The 18,175-nt window shown below is 60.4% G+C and carries 18 protein-coding genes; 4 read left to right on the forward strand and 14 right to left on the reverse strand.

The features are described 5' to 3' along the window. Window positions 1–118 precede the first annotated feature (118 nt). A complete protein-coding gene (locus ACFSM5_RS05730; protein ID WP_379875331.1) occupies window positions 119–1,201 on the forward strand; it encodes a TRAP transporter substrate-binding protein in 1,083 nt (360 codons plus the stop codon). Between the two features lie 46 nt (window positions 1,202–1,247). On the opposite strand, the gene sugE is transcribed toward ACFSM5_RS05730, so the two are convergent. The 4 genes from sugE to motA form a co-directional block, all read right to left on the reverse strand. Continuing rightward, a complete protein-coding gene (gene sugE, locus ACFSM5_RS05735) occupies window positions 1,248–1,562 on the reverse strand; it encodes a quaternary ammonium compound efflux SMR transporter SugE (protein ID WP_379875332.1) in 315 nt (104 codons plus the stop codon). Between the two features lie 110 nt (window positions 1,563–1,672). Next, a complete protein-coding gene (locus ACFSM5_RS05740) occupies window positions 1,673–2,410 on the reverse strand; it encodes an arginyltransferase (RefSeq protein WP_379875333.1) in 738 nt (245 codons plus the stop codon). Window positions 2,411–2,436: 26 nt separating this feature from the next. Further along, window positions 2,437–3,462, reverse strand: coding sequence for a flagellar motor protein MotB (locus ACFSM5_RS05745; RefSeq protein ID WP_379875334.1), 1,026 nt, complete (start codon window positions 3,460–3,462; stop codon window positions 2,437–2,439). A 65-nt stretch (window positions 3,463–3,527) separates the two neighbouring features. Continuing rightward, complete coding sequence (gene motA, locus ACFSM5_RS05750; RefSeq protein WP_379875335.1) at window positions 3,528–4,388, reverse strand: flagellar motor stator protein MotA; 861 nt, start codon at window positions 4,386–4,388, stop codon at window positions 3,528–3,530. Window positions 4,389–4,725: 337 nt separating this feature from the next. Here motA and ACFSM5_RS05755 point away from each other — a divergent pair, with 337 nt between their 5' ends. Next, window positions 4,726–5,226: a flavin reductase family protein gene (locus ACFSM5_RS05755; RefSeq protein ID WP_379875336.1), complete on the forward strand. Its 501-nt coding sequence runs from the start codon at window positions 4,726–4,728 to the stop codon at window positions 5,224–5,226. A gap of 206 nt (window positions 5,227–5,432) precedes the next feature. On the opposite strand, the gene ACFSM5_RS05760 is transcribed toward ACFSM5_RS05755, so the two are convergent. From ACFSM5_RS05760 to ACFSM5_RS05790, 7 genes are all read right to left on the reverse strand, one after another. After that, window positions 5,433–6,659, reverse strand: coding sequence for a threonine ammonia-lyase (locus ACFSM5_RS05760; RefSeq protein ID WP_379875337.1), 1,227 nt, complete (start codon window positions 6,657–6,659; stop codon window positions 5,433–5,435). A 12-nt stretch (window positions 6,660–6,671) separates the two neighbouring features. Continuing rightward, window positions 6,672–8,996, reverse strand: a complete 2,325-nt coding sequence (locus ACFSM5_RS05765) for a penicillin acylase family protein (RefSeq protein ID WP_379875338.1) — start codon at window positions 8,994–8,996, stop codon at window positions 6,672–6,674. Between the two features lie 241 nt (window positions 8,997–9,237). Then, complete coding sequence (locus ACFSM5_RS05770) at window positions 9,238–10,752, reverse strand: aldehyde dehydrogenase family protein (RefSeq protein WP_379875339.1); 1,515 nt, start codon at window positions 10,750–10,752, stop codon at window positions 9,238–9,240. Further along, a complete protein-coding gene (locus ACFSM5_RS05775; RefSeq protein ID WP_379875340.1) occupies window positions 10,749–11,918 on the reverse strand; it encodes a CaiB/BaiF CoA transferase family protein in 1,170 nt (389 codons plus the stop codon). Before ACFSM5_RS05775 ends, ACFSM5_RS05770 begins: the two co-directional genes overlap by 4 nt. A 122-nt stretch (window positions 11,919–12,040) precedes the next feature. After that, the gene (locus tag ACFSM5_RS05780; protein ID WP_379875341.1) at window positions 12,041–12,601 is read right to left on the reverse strand and encodes a biotin transporter BioY; all 561 of its coding nucleotides are present in this window, start codon (window positions 12,599–12,601) and stop codon (window positions 12,041–12,043) included. Window positions 12,602–12,611: 10 nt separating this feature from the next. Continuing rightward, entirely contained in the window at window positions 12,612–13,232 is a 621-nt protein-coding gene (locus ACFSM5_RS05785; RefSeq protein ID WP_379875342.1) for an energy-coupling factor transporter transmembrane component T, read from the reverse strand. Next, the gene (locus ACFSM5_RS05790) at window positions 13,229–13,906 is read right to left on the reverse strand and encodes an energy-coupling factor ABC transporter ATP-binding protein (RefSeq protein ID WP_379875343.1); all 678 of its coding nucleotides are present in this window, start codon (window positions 13,904–13,906) and stop codon (window positions 13,229–13,231) included. Before ACFSM5_RS05790 ends, ACFSM5_RS05785 begins: the two co-directional genes overlap by 4 nt. A gap of 450 nt (window positions 13,907–14,356) precedes the next feature. Between ACFSM5_RS05790 and ACFSM5_RS05795 the strand changes: the two genes are divergently transcribed. Then, a complete protein-coding gene (locus ACFSM5_RS05795; RefSeq protein ID WP_379875592.1) occupies window positions 14,357–15,217 on the forward strand; it encodes a DNA-methyltransferase in 861 nt (286 codons plus the stop codon). Here ACFSM5_RS05795 and ACFSM5_RS05800 read toward each other — a convergent pair. Then, window positions 15,205–16,332 carry a helix-turn-helix domain-containing protein gene (locus ACFSM5_RS05800; protein WP_379875344.1) on the reverse strand — a complete coding sequence of 376 codons (1,128 nt, stop codon included), beginning with the start codon at window positions 16,330–16,332 and terminating at the stop codon, window positions 15,205–15,207. The genes ACFSM5_RS05795 and ACFSM5_RS05800 overlap by 13 nt on opposite strands. Next, entirely contained in the window at window positions 16,332–16,559 is a 228-nt protein-coding gene (locus ACFSM5_RS05805) for a helix-turn-helix domain-containing protein (RefSeq protein ID WP_379875345.1), read from the reverse strand. The genes ACFSM5_RS05800 and ACFSM5_RS05805 overlap by 1 nt, the downstream gene beginning before the upstream one ends. A 421-nt stretch (window positions 16,560–16,980) precedes the next feature. On the opposite strand from ACFSM5_RS05805, the gene ACFSM5_RS05810 reads away from it, so the two are divergent. Further along, a complete protein-coding gene (locus tag ACFSM5_RS05810; protein WP_379875346.1) occupies window positions 16,981–17,259 on the forward strand; it encodes a hypothetical protein in 279 nt (92 codons plus the stop codon). A 3-nt stretch (window positions 17,260–17,262) separates the two neighbouring features. Here ACFSM5_RS05810 and ACFSM5_RS05815 read toward each other — a convergent pair whose 3' ends face one another. Next, a complete protein-coding gene (locus ACFSM5_RS05815; RefSeq protein WP_379875347.1) occupies window positions 17,263–18,168 on the reverse strand; it encodes a LysR substrate-binding domain-containing protein in 906 nt (301 codons plus the stop codon). Between the last annotated feature and the right edge of the window lie 7 nt (window positions 18,169–18,175).

The raw sequence follows: 18,175 nt of genomic DNA on the forward strand, positions 1-18,175 counted from the left end.
AAATTGACATAATTGAACGATTATTGCGTAAATCAACTCCCTCGGTTACCATTCTTACCGGGGGCCAAGATAATTGTGCCTCCCCAAAGAAAAACACGTCCATGGGAGCGCGTTCGCAATGAAAAGACGTCAATTTCTGACGACGGCCAGTGTTGGGGCCGCGGCCTCTACTTTGGCGGCACCCGCCATCGCCCAATCTGCACCCGAGGTGAAGTGGCGCTGTACCTCCAGCTTCCCGAAATCGCTCGATACCATCTATGGCGCCGCTGAATATGTCGCCAAGCGGGTCGAGGCGGCGACCGACGGCAAATTCCAGATCCGGGTCTTTGCCGCCGGTGAAATCGTGCCGGGCCTACAGGCGGTCGACGCGGTGCAGGCCGGTACGGTGGAGCTCTGCCATACCGCCAACTACTATTACGTCGGCAAGGATCCGACCTTCGCCTTCGACACGGCGGTTCCCTTCGGCCTCAACACCCGCCAGCAGATGGCCTGGATGTACCAGGGTGGCGGCATGGAACTGATGCGGGAGTTCTTCAAGGACTATAACTGCGTCAACTTCCCCTGCGGCCATACCGGCGCGCAGATGGGTGGCTGGTTCCGCAAGGAGATCAAGACACCGGCTGACCTGAATGGCCTCAAGATGCGCATCGGCGGGTTTGCCGGGCAGGTCCTGCAGAAGCTGGGGGCTGTGCCGCAGCAGATCGCGGGCGGTGATATCTACCCAGCGCTGGAAAAGGGCACCATCGACGCTGCCGAATGGGTCGGCCCCTATGATGACGAGAAGCTGGGGTTCCAGAAGGTCGCGCAATATTACTATTACCCCGGCTGGTGGGAAGGCGGGGCACAGCTGTCGATGATGGCCAATTCGACGGCCTGGGAAAATCTGCCCAAGGCCTATAAGCAGATCTTCGAAAGCGCCTGCGCTGACGGCAATAACTACATGCTGGCCCGCTATGACGCCTTGAACCCGACCGCCCTGCGTCGCCTGGTCGCCAATGGCGCCCAACTGCGGCCCTTCCCCAAGGAAGTGCTGGAGGCGTGCCTGAAGGCGGCCAACGAGCTCTATGCCGAAACTACGGCCAAGAACGCCAAGTTCAAAAAGGTGTTCGACGAATGGAAGAAATTCCGCGAGGAAGAATACCTCTGGTTCCGCGTGGCCGAGCAGACCTTCGATAACTTCATCTTCAACGCCAAGGTCTGACCAAAGCGAGGGCAGGCGCGGGGAGGGAGCCCCGCGCCTGTTTCTCTTAGCCGATAACCTTCAGGCCGATGATGCCGCTGACAATCAGCGCGATACAGACAAGGCGCAGAACTGCCGCCGGTTCGCCAAACAGCATCATCCCCAGGATTGCCGTACCAACCGTGCCGATGCCGGTCCAGATCGCATAGGCAGTACCGAGGGGCAGATGCTTCAGGGCCATGCCCAGAAGAATGACGCTGATAATCATGCTGGCCGCTGTGAAGACGGTCGGCCAGAGGCGGGTAAAGCCCTCGGTATATTTAAGGCCGACAGCCCAACCGATTTCAGCGATACCGGCGATGGTGAGATAGATCCAGGCCATGGTGCGAAGCTCCTTCAACGCATGAAGGGGCCGTCCCCGGATGGAAAACCGCTAAAGCGGCGCGGGTCGTCCCGCTGATCCGATTTATATGGGCGCGGAAGCGCTGTTTTTCAACTGGTCCAGCGGGTGCCGTTCAGACGCTCCAGATGATCGAACTGCGCTTTGTAAGCCATTTTGCGGCAGGCCTCGACCCAATAGCCGAGATAGACATAGGGGCGCAGCATGGCGCGGGCTTCCTCGACCAGCCGCAAGACCATCTCAGTGCCGAGGCTGCGTTTGCTGTCCTCAGGATCGAAGAAGCTATAGACGGCAGACAGCCCATCGTCGCTGACATCGACGAGGCAGGCGGCGCGGATCGCACCTTCGGCATCACTCAGGCAATAGAGGCGAGTGTCGACCGGGCTTTCCTCGATCATCATCGCCAGATCGCCTGCGGTCATGCGCGCCATGTCGCTGTCTTCGTGCCGACTGGCTTCATAGCGCTGGAATAGGTCGAAGAGGGCATCGCTGGCTTCAGCCGGGTGCCAATTGCCCTTGAGATCGCTGTTGCGGCGGCGCTGCTTGCGCTGAGTCCGGCTGGGCGTGAAGTCGGCTGCATGGATGCGGACCGGCACGCAGGCCTGACAGCTTTCGCAAGAGGGGCGGTAGAGATACCGTTGGGAGCGGCGGAAACCGAAGCGCTGCAGAATATCGAACAGCCCGCGATCGGCGAGATCGTCGCTTAGCACCGTGAGGATCCGGCTTTCCATCCGGCCCGGCAGATAGGAGCAGGGGAAGGGGCGGGTACGATAGAAAACCGGCTCCGCAAGCTCGGCCAGTTTTTCTACATCCTCACCCTTCGCTGCCATAGGCCGGGGACCTTAGCGACGAAGGATCAACGGGGGATAAGGCGGCCCTCGGGGGCCGGACCCGACAGGTTCACCGGAGCCTGCGGGTTGGGCGCCGCTGCCACATCCGACGGATTATTCAGCAGGGTGATGGAGATGCGGCGATTACCCGCCGCGCGCAGGTCATCTTTAAAATACGGATCGCGGTCGGCAACACCGGTGACCGAAGCGATACGCTGCTCACCCACGCCCACACCCTGCAGGATCCGGCGGGCGGCATTTGCACGCTCCGACGAGAGTTCCCAATTGGTGTAATTCGCGCGGTTCAGCGGCGCGGCGTCGGTGTGACCCGAAACCGAAACCTGATTGGGCAAGCCGGCGATCGAGCGGGCAACGGTTTCGATCAGCGCCCGGCCGATGGCATTGGGAGCCGCCGCACCGCCGGAGAAGAGCGGGTTGCGCTCGCTATCGACGATATCGATCACGAGGCCTTCCGGCTTGCTCGACACTTTGACGCTCGCCTGCAAATTTTGCAGGGACGGGTCTGTCGACAGGGCGTTCCGGATCTTTTCCTCGACAGCCTTATCGGCCATCGAACGACCACCCTGGCCGATGCGCGGATCGTCGTTCACGCGCGGGTTGGTGTTCTGGATCGTACCGTATTTCGTACCCGGCTTCTGGTCCTGGCCAATTGTCTGCGGAGACACGCCCGGAAAGCCTGGAACCTGAGTGTTACCTTCACCTTCCTTGGGCAGGGAAGGGCCACCGATAGTCGGCGCAATCTTTCCTGCACTGTCGCGTGCCGGACCGTCGGTCGTGATGGTATTGCCCTGTAGAGGTTGACCATTACCCGACTGGTTGGCCGTGGCAGAAACGGGGGCGAAATAATCGGCGATGCCGGTCTTCTGTTCCGGCGTCGTCTGCGCCAGCATCCAGAGGACGAGGAAGATGATGAAGAGAGCCGTCATGAAGTCGGCGAGCGCGATCTTCCAGGCCGACGAGCCATGCCCGTCGCCGTGACCGCCGCTCTTCTTCTTGATGATGATCGGCGCCATGTTGGGATTGCCGGCCATCTTACTCTCCTTGAGAAAACATCAGAACCGGACCCGAAGGTCCGGTGAATAGAGACGGATAGGGATCAGACCGGTGGCAAGGCCGAGACGGTCGATTCCACCTCGTAGAACGTCGGGCGCACGTCAGAATTCAGAGCCTTACGGGCAAATTCGACCGACACCGCCGGAGCATAACCCTGCATATGGGCCAGGATGCCAGCCTTCATGCAGAGGAGATACTTCATCTCGGCATCCACGTCCTGCTTCATGGCCAGAGCCATCGGGCCGACAAAACCGTAGGAGAGCAACACGCCCAGCAGGGTACCGACCAGCGCGCCACCGATGGAGGCGCCGATGACGGCCGGGGGCTGATCGATGATGGCCATGGTCTTGATAACGCCCAGAACCGCCGCGACGATACCCAGCGCCGGCAGACCGTCCGCCATGCCCTGAACGGCATGGGGAACATGCATGGCTTCTTCGCGGAAGGTTGCGATTTCCTCGTCGATCAGCGCTTCGACTTCATGCGGATTGTCGGTGCCAAGCGTCAGCAGGCGCAGGTAATCGCACAGGAACACCATAGCGTTCTGATTGTTCAGGAAGGTCGGGAAACGCGAGAACAGCGTGCTGTCGCGCGGGTTTTCCACGTGCTGTTCGAGCGCCAGCATGCCCTTGGTCTTCGCCAGCTTGAAAGCCGTGTAGAGCAGGGAGAGCAGCTCGAGATAGCTGTCCTTATTGTATTTGGGCGGCGCGAAGATCTTGCCGAGGTTGCCGACCGTATGGCCGAGAACATGACCACGGTTCGCAATCATATAGGCACCGATAGCGGCACCAGCGATGATGACGAGTTCTAGCGGCTGGATCAGAATGGCGAAGCTGCCGCCGGCAAGCCCGAAGCCGCCAAAGACGGAAAAAATAACTACACCAAGACCTGCGAATTTCAACATCGTCGCGGCACTCCGCTTGCGGCCAGCCTTATCAATCCGGTCAGCCCCGCGCCCCACTCTGGTCACAGAAAACTTTCCGACTTCTGGAGCTACGGTGCGCGCAATATAGAAGACGCACCAATACCTTCCTATATCATCCTTAACAGTTCACCTTATCTGCCGTCAAGAAATCCACGTGCTTAAGGGCCTGTGGAATTGACGGGCAGGACCGTGCTCCAGCATGATCCCGCCTCGAGACGACCCAGGGTTGGGCGAACCGTCGGAAGAAGTTATGCAATGATAGTGCCGCAAGCATCTGGGGGCGGCCAGTGAGAAATCTTTCAGGGACAGGCGTGTGATGGACGGGGGTGATTTGAGCTTCGATTCCTTGGGTTTCCGGCAAGTTCTGGGACAATTTGCGACCGGCGTCGCGGTGATGACGGCGCGCGATGACGCTGAGCGCGGTATCGGGGTGACGGTCAATTCCTTCACCTCGGTCTCGCTGGACCCCCCGCTGGTCTCTTTTTGCCTAGACCGGTCGGCCCTGAGCTTTGCCGCTTTCACCGGTGCCGAGACCTTCGCGGTCAATATTCTCGCGTCGGATCAACAGGATGTGAGCCAAAGCTTCGCCCGGTCGATTGGGGAGGACAAATTTGCCGGGGTGGTGTGCGAGGTCGACGACCATGGCGCTCCGCTGATCAAAGGCTGCCTCGCCTGGCTGTCCTGCAAGCGGCACGCGATTGTCGAAGCGGGCGACCATGTGATCATCATCGGCGAGGTCTATCACCTCTCGATGGGGCATCCGGCCTCGCCACTGCTCTATTTCCGCGGCAAATACGCCAAGCTGCTGGATGTTTGAGAAGCGAATTGTCATCCCGGCCCCCGAGCCGGGATCTGGCCGTACGAATTAGCCACACTCTGGCGACAGGCAACTGCTTTCGGCCGGATCCCGGGTCAAGCCCGGGATGACAAGGTCTTTTGGAAAAGGGCCTCAAGCAGCGAAGCGATAGGCTAACCCAAAGAGTCTAGCCTCAAGCAGCGAAGCGATAGGCTAACGCAAAGAGTCTATGCATCCAGTAATCGCGTCGGGAAGCCCGAGGCGATCAGCTTGGCGATGAGTTCCGCCACGTGGCTGCGCGAGCGGGTCTCGATGACCACATCGATTTCCGTGTTCTTGACCGAGACATCGAGGAACATGCGTTGATGCACCACCTCGACTATATTGCCGGAGGCGGCGGCGACCACCTGGGTAAAGAGAGCCAGAGTGCCCGGCCGGTCACCGAGTTCGGCGCGGATACGGATAAGGCGCCCGTCGCGCACCAGGCCGCGCATCAGGATCGATGAGAGGACGCGGGCGTCGACATTACCGCCGGTGACGACCATGCCGATCTGTCGACCCTTCCAGCGGGCATTATCGGCCAGAATGGCGGCGAGACCGCTGGCGCCAGCGCCTTCGGCAACGAGGTTCTGGCGTTCCGCCAGGGTCTGGATCGCGCGTTCGATCAGCGGCTCAGTCACCGTGACGATTTCATCCACATAAGCCGCGACCAGTTGGCGGGTCAGATGCCCCGGTGACTTGACGGCAATGCCCTCCGCCAGGGTCGTGCCGCCGGTCGGTGCGGCACGGCCTTCGATGACGGACTTCATGCCTGCGAAGCTCTCGACCTGCACGCCGACGACGCGAATGTCGGGGCGTAAGTTCTTGATCGCCGTGGCAATTCCGCCGATGAGGCCGCCGCCGCCGATCGGCACGATCACGGTATCGAGGGCCGGTTGCGCCGCCAGCATCTCCAGTCCAATGGTGCCTTGTCCCGCGATCACCCGCGCGTCGTCATAGGGGTGCACGAGCGTGGCGCCGCTCTCCTGGGAGAGGCGGGACGCCTCGGCCTCGGCGGCCATGAAATCCTCGCCCTCCAGCACGATCTTCGCACCATAGCCTTCGGTTTTCTCGACCTTCACGAAGGGGGTCTGGGCGGGCATGACGATGGTGACGGGAATACCGAGGCGGGTGCCGTGATAGGCGAGGCCCTGGGCATGGTTGCCTGCCGACGCCGCGATGACGCCGCGCTTGGCCTCGGTCGGGGACAGGCTCTTCAAGGTATTGAGAGCGCCGCGTTCCTTGAAACTGCCGGTGCGCTGCAGGGTTTCGAGCTTCAGATGCAGCGAGGTGCCGACAAGCGGCAGCAGGGCTGCGGCTGGCGTGGTCGGAGTGGCGACGATCTCGCCTTTCAGGCGTTCGGCGGCCGCTTCGATATCGGCCAAAGACACCGGAAGACCGCTCGCATTGTCCATCAGGAACACCCCTTACTGCGGGGTCAGCGTCAGAACCGATGCCCCGCGTTTCGCCAGATCGGCAGGCGAGCCGGTAATCGGTCGCTGCTCGCCATCTCGCCAGGGTTTTAGCAGATCGTCATAGTGCTGCGACAGAATATTACCCGACTGTCCCGTCGCGATCATGAAGGTCGATTGGTCGGGATCGTTCAGGTCATAGACCGCGCGATAACCGGCACCGTGCCGATGGGCGAAATCATCCCCCGGTCGGCCGCGATAGACGCCACGGTTCAACGTATCGAAGCCGCCGTCCGTCTCGATGGTCAGATTGAAGATGCTGCCCAGGATCGGCAGGCGTCCGAAGGCGGGATGCTCATGCACCGCCTTATGGGCCTCGCCCCAGGTCCAGGCCTTGGGATCCTTGCCCCAGCGCGCCTGGATATCGGCCACAGCCTTGTCGAGGGCCAGAGTGGCGATGGCGCTGCAATCCTCGACCACATCCTTGGTGCGGACGTCGTCGCACCAGACCGGCGCTTCGACAAAGGCGCGCAGCAGGGCGCCGTGGCGCGGCTGCCAGGGTTCGTTGGCGACGATGGCAACCTCGTCGGCGAAAGTCCCTTCCATCAGGCGGCGTAGCCAGGCTGCGAAGATCAGCGGCTCGCCCGAGGCGCGGCTCATGCGTTTGTCCCAGCCTGCCATGCGATCCAGGATCGCGGCGTTCGCCTCGGTCCGCTTGGTCAGCTTCAGCAGGACCGGCACAATCTGGCCTGCGAAGGCCGACGCGCTGTCGGTCAGGAGGTTGCGTTCCATCTCCAACGTGCGCGGGGCCTTTTCCTGCAGCACATTTTCCAGGCGCTGGGCGCGGAAGGGATCGTCCCATTCGCGGGTGATGAGATGGGGGTAGCGGGTATCGACGATGCGGTTGTTGGCATTCGCCAGCACGCCGCTGTCGGGATTGGTGCGCTGGGGAAGCTGATCCAGCGAGACGGTTTCGACCCAGTCGCCATTGCCGGTCCAGCCTTCGACCGGCAGCCAGCCGTCATGGTTGCGACGGATCGGCAGGTGGCCTGCCGCAATCATGCCGATGGTGCCGTCACGCCCGGCGGCGGTGAAATTCTGCATCGGCGCAGTGAAGCTGCGCAGGGCATCGCGGAATTCCGACCAGTTGGCGGCCCGGCCAACCTGCGACAGAGCATCGGCGGCGGTGTCCTGGCTTTCCAGGTAGGTGGCTTTCAACGCCAGCACATGCGCCTCGCCAGCCAGCGTGCCGAGTTCTGCATCGCCATCCGAGATCACGGGTCCATTACGTGTCTCACGCACTTCCAGCGTGACGTCGTCCTTGCCGCGCACCTTGATCACCTCGGTCCGCGTCTTGAAGGCTTCAGGGCCACTGGGGGTGTCATAGAAGCCGGGGCGATCCTTGCTCAGGCGCTCGATCACCAGATCCTGCATATCCGCGCCGGTGGTGGTCAGGCCCCAGGCAATAGCGCCATTCTGCCCCAGCACATGGAAAGGCACGCCCGGCACCGTGGCGCCGGTCAGGGTCAGGCCGGGCGTTACGATGCGCGCCAGATACCAGAGATCGGGGACGGAGAAGCCGAGATGCGGGTCATTCACCAGATGCGGCTTGCCACTGTCGGTGCGGTTGCCGGCCAGCGCCCAGACGTTCGACGCGGTGCGCGGCTCGCCCACTTCCGGCAGGGTCGACAGGGTGCGGCGCAGCGGTTCGGCAATGGATCCCAGCTCCAGATCGGGCAGGGTGACCGGGCCTGGGACGGTTTCAAACAGGAAAGCGATCTGATCCTTGCTGAGACCCGCGCCGGTGAGGCGGGCCCGCAGGGCCTCGTCACGCCAGTTGCCGGTTAGCGACATGGCCATCAACTTGCCCCACAGCAGGCTGTCCGTGGGCTTCCAGGGGGCGACCTTGCCGCCCATGGCATAGATTTCGACGGGCCAGGCGCCGGTCTTGGTCGAAAGATAGCTGTTCACGCCCTCGGCATAGGCATCGAGGGCGATCTTGGTTTCCGGCTTCAGCGCGGCATAGTCGGCGGTCACCCGGTGCGACAGGCCCAGGCGGCGCATGAAACGGTCGCTCTTCAGGCCAGCGCTACCAACGACTTCGGCGAGCTGCCCCGATCCCAGGCGCCGCATGAGTTCCATCTGCGCCAGACGGTCCTGGGCATGGACATAGCCCAGCGCCCGCCAGGCATCGGCGGGGGAGCGGGCGAAGATATGGGGAATGCCGTCCTTGTCGCGATAGACGCCGACTTCATGTTCCAGCTTGCCGAGGGTGAGGCGTCCCTCCTGCTGCGGCAGCCCCGTATAGAGCCACCCTAAACCGCTGCCAGCGGCCAGCACGGCGATACCCGACAGGGCCAGCGCAGTCCCGGCGACCCATCGCCATACGCCTCCGCGACGGACCCGTTTTAGGACCCGCGGATCTTTATGAAAGGAGTGAGGCAGGGGCTGACTCATCATCCGGTTGGTGCGGTGCACCCTCATAGTTTACATGAGCTTCACCATACAAGATGACGTATTTCGTGGTTAAAAGCAATTGTTTGCGTACATGTCCTCCAAACCCATCTTACTTAGCAAGGTCTTACAACATATTGATGATGACCGTTTTTTTATGGGTGAAGTGCTCGAGCATTGCTTCGAGCGAGGCTTCCTTGCCCAGGCCCGACTGCTTCACGCCGCCGTATGACAGGTTGGGTTGCACGACAAGATTTTGATTTACTTGAACAAATCCGGCTTCAAGGCGCTGCGTGGCCTGCATCGCGGTTCGCAGATCCCTGGTCCAGATGGTGGCGCCCAAGCCATAGTCGCTGTCGTTCGCAGCATCGATCACGGCATCGAAATCGCGCCATTTGATGACGCAGGTGACAGGGCCGAAGATCTCCTCCCGCGCCACCCGGCTGCTGTTATCGAGGCCGGTAAAGATTACTGGCTGCACAAAAAGCCCGTCTTTCAGGTCCCCGTCCTGGGGCAGGGCGGAGCATCGGTTCGCGGTGCCGCCTTCGCCTTCGCCGATGCGGATATAACTTAGGACCTTGTCGTATTGCGGCTTGGAGATGATGGTGCCGATATCGGTCTTGGGGTCGAGCGGATCGCCCATCACCATCTTGTCGACGGCGGCCTTCAGCTTCTCGACGAAGGCATCATGCAGATCCTCATGCACGAACATGCGTGAAGCCGCCGTGCAGCTCTGCCCCTGTCGGGTGAAGCGCATGCCTGCGACGGCGCCAGCGACCGCGCGGTCGAGGTCGGCATCGGCGCAGACGATCATCGGGGATTTGCCGCCCAGTTCCAGCGTCACCGGGATCAGCTTATCGGCGGCGACGCGGCTGACGATCTTGCCGGTTTCGACCGATCCGGTGAAGGTCACCTTGCGCACGGCCGGATGGGCCACCAGCGGCGCGCCGCATTCCGGCCCCATGCCCGACAGGATGTTCAGCACGCCCGGCGGCAGCACGTCCGCCATGATCTGGCAGGCGCGCAGCACGGCCAGCGGCGCTTCCTCGGCCGATTTCACGATGACCGTATTGCCTGCCACCATCGCCGGGGCGATTTTCAGCGCCATCAGCATCATCGGCACGTTCCAGGGGATGATCGCGCCGACGACGCCCAGCGGCTCGCGCGTCGTGACGGTCATCATGTCCGGGTTGAAGGGCACGCTCTCGCCCTTCAATTCCGAGGCCAGACCGCCATAGAAGGTGAAGACATCGGCCAGGATCGAGGCTTCGACGCGCGATTCCGTGCGCAGTGCCTTGCCGGTTTCCAGCGCGACCAGCAGGCCCAGCTCGTCCACATGCTGGTTCAGGCGCCGTCCGCATTCGACGATCAGCTTGCCGCGTTCACGTGCAGGCATCCGCGCCCAGGTCTTGAAGGCATCCTTGGCGGCCTTGGCAGCGGCCTCGACGTCACTGGCATCGCCCCAGGCGGCAAGGCCGATGATCTCACCCGTTGCCGGGTTCACCACGTCGAAATCCTTGCCGGATGCCGGGGCGACCAGCTTGCCGCCGATCAGTTGTTTGCCCGACAGCTGCTTAGCCAGCGCCTTGGGGTCGAGAATCGGATCGAGGCCGGGGGCTTTGGTGGGGCTGCTGACGCTCACGACACAGGCTCCTTACGGGCGGAAAGTTCGGCGAGGATCTTGGCGCGGTCGCCATCCAGGGCAGGCGCGGGCGCGCGGGTAGTGGGGTCGGGGAAAGCCGAGAGTTTGATGGGGTTGCCCGCCATCCGTAGTTCGCCCACTTCAGGGTCGGTCATCGACACCACCATGTTGCGGGAGAGCACATGCGGATCGGTCAGGGCCTGTTCGACGTTATTAATCGGGCCGCAGGGGACGCCCGCGACTTCCAGCACTTCCAGCCACTCCGCCACGCTCTGTTCAACCAGCAGGGCCTCCAGCACGGCTTTCAGCTCGCCCACATGTTCGGTGCGCTGGGGATTGGTCAGGAAGCGCGGATCCTTGGCCAGCGCCGGTACTTCCAGCGCCTCGCACAGCCGCTGCCACAGGGCATCATTGCCCGCCGCGATCACGATATGGCCGTCGGCGCATTGATAGGCCTCGAACGGGGTGATCGACGGGTGGCGCGCGCCGATGGGGCCGGGGATCTGGCCGGTTGCCATGTAGCGGGCGATGGCGTTTTCCAGGATCGCGATCTGGCAATCGAGCATCGCCACATCGACCTTCTGGCCTTCGCCGGTCTTCTCCCGGTGCAGCAGGGCGGCATTGACGCCGATGGTGGTGAAAAGCCCGGCGGTGATATCGCCGACCGAGGTGCCGACGCGGGTGGGCGGGCTGCCGGGGTGGCCGGTCAGGCTCATGATGCCGCCCATGCCCTGGACCACCATGTCGTAGGCGGGACGGTGGGAATAGGGGCCGCTGTGGCCGAACCCGCTGGCCGAGGCATAGATCAGGCGCGGGTGCTTCTTGTGCAGCACCTCCCAGCCGTAGCCCAGCTTCTCCATGGTGCCGCCGCGATAGTTTTCGACCAGCACATCGGCGTGGCTTAGCAGTTCCTCGAACACCGCGCGATCCTCGGCATTCTTCAGATCGAGGGCGATGCTCTCCTTGCCGCGGTTGAGCGACATGAAATAGGCGGACTTGCCTTTCAGGAACGGGCCGAACTGGCGGGCATCGTCGCCGCCCGCGCGATTTTCGACCTTGATGACCCGCGCGCCAAGGTCGGCCAGCACCATGGTGCAATAGGGGCCAGCCAGCACCCGCGTCATATCGATGACGGTCACGCCGCTCAGCGGCCCAGCAACGCTCATGTTTCCCCCAGGGTTTGATGCCGGTTCCGGCTTATTCAGGGGAAGGACGGTAGCGCGGATAGAGCGGGGCGCCAAGGGGCGAAGTTTACGTGCGCGTCAAGTTCGCCCCTTGGCCCGGAAGCTCAGCCGCCCCGCAGACGATTACCGAAGTTGGCCTGCACGAACTGCCCGACGTAGGCGGCGATGGCTGCCTTGATCAAGTCGCCGGGCACGAAGGCCAGATCGCCGACGATTGCGCTTTTAGGCGACAGGCCAGAATAGCCGATCAGCCAGGCAATGCCGAAGATGTGATCCAGGGCGACGCCGACGGCGCCGGCCAGGAAGAAGCCCGCAAAAAGTTTCCAGCCGCCGCTGGTGCTGCGGGCCACCCTGGCAGCGATCCAGCCTGCGGCAAAGGCGGCGGGGAGATATCCAATCAGATAGCCCGTTGTGGGGCTGGTGAAGACCCCGAGCCCACCCCGGCCGCCCGCGAGTAACGGCATTCCGATGGCGACGAGCACCATCAGCAGCAGGACGGAAAAAAGGCCGCCCCGTGCGCCCAGCACCACGCCGGCCAGCAGAACACCTAAGCTCTGGGCATGGATTGGGACGGGGATGAATCCCAGCATGATGGGGGGGATGAAGCCCAGCACGACGATGATCGCAGTGAACAGAGCGATGAGGACCAGGGATTTAGTCTGCACTCTTTATAACCTATGTCTGATCGTGGGTTTTTGTGGCGCGGATGCCGCGTGCGTCGATGGCGTTCGCGATCTCTTCGGCGTTTTGCAGCGTGCCGATCACCATCGGTCCAATCACTGTGGAAAGCCGCATCTTCAGGCCCCGCGCGCGATGGGCGTCCGCTATCGACTGGTAGCGCGCCTGCACCTCGGGAATGAAGCGGATCGCAAGACCGATGGCCAGCCCGATATCCCGGGCATTGCCGATGCCGATCCTCTCCAGAGGGCGGGCGAGGGTGGTTATCGTGTCGATAAACTCTGCAATCCTGGTCGTTGTCGTAACCAGCGTTGCGAGCAGGGTCAGGGTGGTCAGCCGCGTGAAGGTAACGAGGGCAGCGTCGAGGCTCTGGGCATAGGCGGTCCACCCCACGACAACCGCAATCGTGAACAGCAGAACCCAGGACCGCAGCCACTGCCAGACCGCGCTGGGGCAGAGGAGCAGGGATCCGATCAGCACCAGGCTCGCCGCCGGTATCAGCACGCTCGGCGAGGTCGTCGCAAACAGCAGGATGCTGAGGACGAACAGCGCCAGCAGCTTCACGGCTGGCGGCAGTTTGCCCAGCGCGCCGGTATCATTCTCCGCATCGAACTTCATGCGGCCAGCGTCAGGTAATGCGCGATGACCTCTTCCGGCTGTCCATCCCGGATCAGTCGGCCTTCATGGAAGAGGAGGACGCGGTCAAAGCCCGTCAGCAGCGACAGATCGTGGCTGATGACGATCACGTTTTCGGACAGATCACGGATGGTGCGTTCCACGATATTCCGGTTGCGGAGGTCGAGCTGATTGGTCGGCTCGTCCATGATCACGATCTCCGGCGCAGTAACGAGAACCGAGGCGAGTGCCGCCAGTTGCACTTCGCCGCCTGAAAGCTCATGCGCCCGGCGCTCTGCCAGATGGGGAACGCCCAGCCTTTTCAGCACTGCGGCAACCGCCAGCGCCACCTCATTTTTTCCCAATCGCCGCGACTGGAGGCCAAGCGCGATATCGTCCTTCACCAGCGGCAGGACGATCTGGTTCGCCGGGTTCTGGAAGATATAGCCGACAGCGGCGCGCACCTTCGCACCATCGCTGGCCGTATCATGCCCGTTCGTCAGGACACGGCCCGACGATGGCAGCACCAGCCCGTTGATCATCCGGGAAAAGGTGGTTTTGCCCGACCCATTCAGGCCGATGACGCCGATGCGGCGCTCGGACAGCTCCAGCGACAGCGGCTCCAACACCACCCGCCCGGAATACCGCGCCCCGGCTTTTTCAAAGAGTATCTTCATCGGCAGACTCGCATAAGGAGGTGCTTTGTCCTGTTGCGAGGCCGGGGTCAAGGTTTATGCGGTGGGGAGGTGGCCGCTCGGCGAGATGGTGGGCGCGACAGGGTCACCCACCACACTCCGAAATCGGCAGCTTGCCGTTAGGTCCGAAGGCGGGAAGGGGACAGGATGTCCCTCTTTTGCGTCTCTTGCGTTGCACAAGTTGGAAGGTCACACAATGGCAATGTGTGTTCCTCATGGGCGCGCGAGCGCCCTTGTCGATGAATTTTCGACACAGTTTCTGACAGCTGATTGACGTAGGCATCCAATGCTGGAAGCTAATTCAGCGACCTTCGTTAGAAAAATTTGGCCACGCCGAAACTGTTAGTTCGACCCATCGCTTGACTTCGGGGGTGAACGCTATAAATCTTACCAGACCGGTTTGATGATTATATGCGTCTTTATGGGGGGCTCATGCTTGCAAGGGCGGATTTCGTGCGCTGTGGTGATTGCCTTGAGTTGGCTGACACTCTCGAAGACCAATCAGTGGACATAATTGTGACAAGCCCACCATACTGGGGCCAGAGATTCTCTTATGGCGCAGGCGTGGAGGACGATCCTCGCGACTACCTGCGTTTTCTCGTAAATGTCTTCAAGAAGCTTCTTCCAAAACTGAAAAATGAGGGCGTGCTCTGGATCAATCTTGGTGACGCCTACAACACCCCAATCAACTGGCGTTACGAAGACTACGAATATAGCTCCCTAGGCCACTCGCAAGACGGGCTATCACCGTTAAACACCGCCTATACAAAACCTCGCAAAGCCAGAAAAGCCTTCGTTGAAAAAGAGAGCGGCTGGCTGAGCTATGGCAATCTACTTGGCCTGCCTATGAGGCTAGTGTTTGCGTTGTGTGAGAATGGTTACTTGTTTAGGGGGGAGGTAATCTGGAAGAAATCCAATCCTATGCCTGAAGGACGATGCCGAAGGCCTCACAGAGGACATGAGCCAATCTTCCTTCTTTCCAAAACAGACCAGCACCGTTTCAGGGTTAGCCCCCCGGTTAAATCAGTCTGGGAATTTGCAAATGAAAGAGCAATCGGCGAACGTCATTACTCAAGGTTCCCTAAAGAACTGCCTACCAGATGCATTGAGGCCTATGGCCATCTGGGCGAGAGCGTCCTTGTGGTTGATCCATTTTCTGGGTCTGGCACCACAGGCTTTGCGGCTAGAGATCTTAACTGCTCCTATATCGGCTTCGAAATAGACCCAACTCACGCCCATGCGTCTAACGAGGCGCTTAAAAAGTATCACCCCCAGATGCGTCAGCCTCGATGAAGCCGATTTCTTGCGGCGACCGCGCCTTTAGTGAAAGCATCATCAGCGGTTTGAAAGTTTATGACGAAGATTCGTGCTGTGGCCTTCTGTCCAACGGGAGTGGGTATCGTGTTTGAGTTGAACGAATAGCAACCGGAATAATATCCCTCCTCCTCAAACTCTTTCCGCTTATCGCCCCTGCGGTCATCTGCATCATCTAAAGGTAGACCAAACTCACCTTTGTTGTGGGGTTTTGAAGATGGTGCGCTTTTGCAATCCATTGTCACAAATGGAGAGTAGAAATTCTTGCTTAGGAGTGCGCTGCTGAAACTCTGATCATTCTGCCGGCGTTCCGCGATGCTTGCCTTAACGTGAGCAACGCCGAAGCATTGCTTTGTTCGTCCGGAGGTATCAAGTAAAAGTATGTCGGCTTTGTGAGCCTCGGCATGGAAGTTGAGCTTCATGGCCTCTAAAAACTCGGTGACTTGCTCTCGCCGGAATATGCCGATCTCGATGTCACTCTTGAGCAGTCGTTCTCGATAGTGCTCAACTATTATCCGCTCAAGAGCCCAACCCGCTGTCCGCTTCCAACTCTGCCCAAAGTCCCTATGCGCTTCGGTTGCGGGATGGAAATACGGGTCTGAATATAAGCGCTGCATCATGAACCACCATATATCCGATGGATTGGCGCGCGGCCATAGCGACACCAGTTGCATGAAGGCTTCAACAACAGCTTCTGTCTTGCGCCCTGCGCCAAGATTATCCCGAAAAGTTTTCTTGACCTTCTCAAAGGTCTCTTCATTTGCGCTGGGAATAAATACTTTAGCAAGATAACTATTATAGCGAAAGCGCATTTCAGCACCTTTAACGCCATGGGATTTTTTATTCTCTACTTCTATGCTTCTGCTTAGTATGGATTTTGCTGTTGATTTATCTATGTCCTTAAAAACATCGGCAATATCCATGCCTAGAGACCGGATTATTGCCAATATAAAATCGACTGTCGGTGTGGTTTTTCCTGCTTCGAAAGTCTCAATCCAGCCTGGTCCTACGCCTAATATTTCGTCAAGATCAGCGGGGTCTATGTCTTCTCGTTCTCTCGCTTCTTTTAATTTAGATATCAAAGAATCTATCATCATTTATCCTGCAGAAAGAGCGTGATACTGGCATCGAGAGCTTTTGAGATTTGGTGTAAGGTAATCACTGACAAATTTCGTTCACCCCTCTCCACACCCCCAACAAAGGTTCGATCGAGACCGGAGAGTAAGGCAAGTTGATGCTGCGAAAGGCCGCACTCCTTGCGGCGCGCCCGCACAGCAGCGCCTATCCTTACGAGTAAGCGAGAATCATCTAAACTTTGCATGGCTTAGCTTATCAAACGACGGTCGTGTACGCATTGCTAGAACTTCAAAAATTGCCCATTCCAATATGACGCATTTTTCCGTGGGGGTATTTATACCACCCGACACAACAAATTCCCCCCCCATCGGGTGGCTCTTTCCATCTAGCGACGTGCATTACTGAGCATGCTGGCATGCTTCTTGTGTCTTTACGGTTGCGATGATGGAAGGGGTGTAAGGCGGGTGGGGTGTCCATATGCTTATACCCCTACGGACATCTGGAAATTGACAGAATCTGTGTCCGTTAAGGTCGCAAGAGGAGAGGTGCAACATTGCTTGCGGACAGCAATTCAACGGACATTAACTCCCTGTAATCTTCTGTGCCGATCTTCCCCAAGTGCTGTGACATCTCTATAATATCGCCCGCCTAGAACGGGGAAGATCATGGCGATCCTGGTTACCTATGACATCAAGCAGAACCACAAAATCTTCAAGGCGAAGCTCTTGGAGAAGGGGTTCTTCAAATGTCTGAAAGACGGGCAGGGCCAGCTGAAAGAGCTGCCCGATACCACCGTCATCTATAACGGCAATGATATCGAGGCGGCGCGGCAGATGTTCATTGCGGCGCTGGGCGATGTGCATCCGGCGCCCGATCTCTCGCGTGTGTTCATGATGATCACCGGCGCGGGTTATTACTTTGAAAGCGATACCCGCTGCGTCTAATGGTCATCCGACCCGCACCGGCCGCAGCGAGGCTTTAGCCTCGGTTTCCAGCCATTTTGCGAACAGCAGGGCGACCGGCTTGGGATCGCGCTTAGGCAGGACGACCCAATGGCCATGGTTCCGGGGAGCCGCCGTCCGCTGGTTGGCCAGCAGCACCAGGCTGCCCGCCGCCAGTTTGTCGCTTAAGAGTTGCAGCCGCCCCATGGTGACTGCGCTGCCATTTTCCACCAGCGACACGACGCTCGTATAATCATCCACCTGCAGCACGTTGGTCAGCCGGATCGGGGGCTGCCGGACCGTCTCGCGATAGACGTCGAAATCTGCCTGATGGCGGGCGACCGCGACGGGAAAGCTCCAGTCCCGCATCTGCTCATGGGTGAAGACGAATTTAGGCGCGCTGACCAGCGCCAGTTGCTCGCCGATCAGCAGGCTCGCCGTACCGTCCGGCCAGTTCCCCCCGCCATACCGAATGGCGATATCTGCCGCGCCGCTGTCCATATCCACCACATCCAGGCCGGGCCGCAGCGACAGTTCCACGGTCGGATGGGCCGCCAGAAACCGCCCGAGGCGCGGGGCGAGCCAGTAGTTGGCGAAGGAGGGGACTGTGGTCACCGTCAGCTTGTCCGGCGAGGCCAGCGCCCGTGCCTGGCGCGTCGCCGTCGCAAGTCCTTCGAAAGCGTTGGTCACCGCCTGATGATAGGCTGCGCCGCTGGAGGTGAGCGCGACGCCGCGTCCCACCCGCTCGAACAGCGGCAGCCCGAGGTCTTCCTCAAGCGCGCGGATGTGATGGCTGACAGCGCTCTGGCCGATCAGCAGTTCCTCGGCCGCTTTGCGGAAACTCAAATGGCGGGCGACGGCATCGAAGGCCCGCAGGGCGATCAGCGGCGGCAGATCCTTCGATGTACGCATCCCACTC

The sequence above is a fragment of the Lacibacterium aquatile genome, from assembly GCF_042683105.1.
GTDB lineage: Bacteria > Pseudomonadota > Alphaproteobacteria > Elsterales > Elsteraceae > Lacibacterium > Lacibacterium aquatile.

Coding starts and splice junctions, on each gene's coding strand:
- ACFSM5_RS05730 (WP_379875331.1), top strand. CDS start 119: ATGAAAAGACGTCAATTTCTGACGACGGCCAGTGTTGGGGCCGCGGCC.
- sugE (WP_379875332.1), bottom strand. CDS start 1,562: ATGGCCTGGATCTATCTCACCATCGCCGGTATCGCTGAAATCGGTTGG.
- ACFSM5_RS05740 (WP_379875333.1), bottom strand. CDS start 2,410: ATGGCAGCGAAGGGTGAGGATGTAGAAAAACTGGCCGAGCTTGCGGAG.
- ACFSM5_RS05745 (WP_379875334.1), bottom strand. CDS start 3,462: ATGGCCGGCAATCCCAACATGGCGCCGATCATCATCAAGAAGAAGAGC.
- motA (WP_379875335.1), bottom strand. CDS start 4,388: ATGTTGAAATTCGCAGGTCTTGGTGTAGTTATTTTTTCCGTCTTTGGC.
- ACFSM5_RS05755 (WP_379875336.1), top strand. CDS start 4,726: ATGGACGGGGGTGATTTGAGCTTCGATTCCTTGGGTTTCCGGCAAGTT.
- ACFSM5_RS05760 (WP_379875337.1), bottom strand. CDS start 6,659: ATGGACAATGCGAGCGGTCTTCCGGTGTCTTTGGCCGATATCGAAGCG.
- ACFSM5_RS05775 (WP_379875340.1), bottom strand. CDS start 11,918: ATGAGCGTTGCTGGGCCGCTGAGCGGCGTGACCGTCATCGATATGACG.
- ACFSM5_RS05785 (WP_379875342.1), bottom strand. CDS start 13,232: ATGAAGTTCGATGCGGAGAATGATACCGGCGCGCTGGGCAAACTGCCG.
- ACFSM5_RS05790 (WP_379875343.1), bottom strand. CDS start 13,906: ATGAAGATACTCTTTGAAAAAGCCGGGGCGCGGTATTCCGGGCGGGTG.
- ACFSM5_RS05795 (WP_379875592.1), top strand. CDS start 14,357: ATGCTTGCAAGGGCGGATTTCGTGCGCTGTGGTGATTGCCTTGAGTTG.
- ACFSM5_RS05800 (WP_379875344.1), bottom strand. CDS start 16,332: ATGATAGATTCTTTGATATCTAAATTAAAAGAAGCGAGAGAACGAGAA.
- ACFSM5_RS05805 (WP_379875345.1), bottom strand. CDS start 16,559: ATGCAAAGTTTAGATGATTCTCGCTTACTCGTAAGGATAGGCGCTGCT.
- ACFSM5_RS05810 (WP_379875346.1), top strand. CDS start 16,981: ATGGCGATCCTGGTTACCTATGACATCAAGCAGAACCACAAAATCTTC.
- ACFSM5_RS05815 (WP_379875347.1), bottom strand. CDS start 18,168: ATGCGTACATCGAAGGATCTGCCGCCGCTGATCGCCCTGCGGGCCTTC.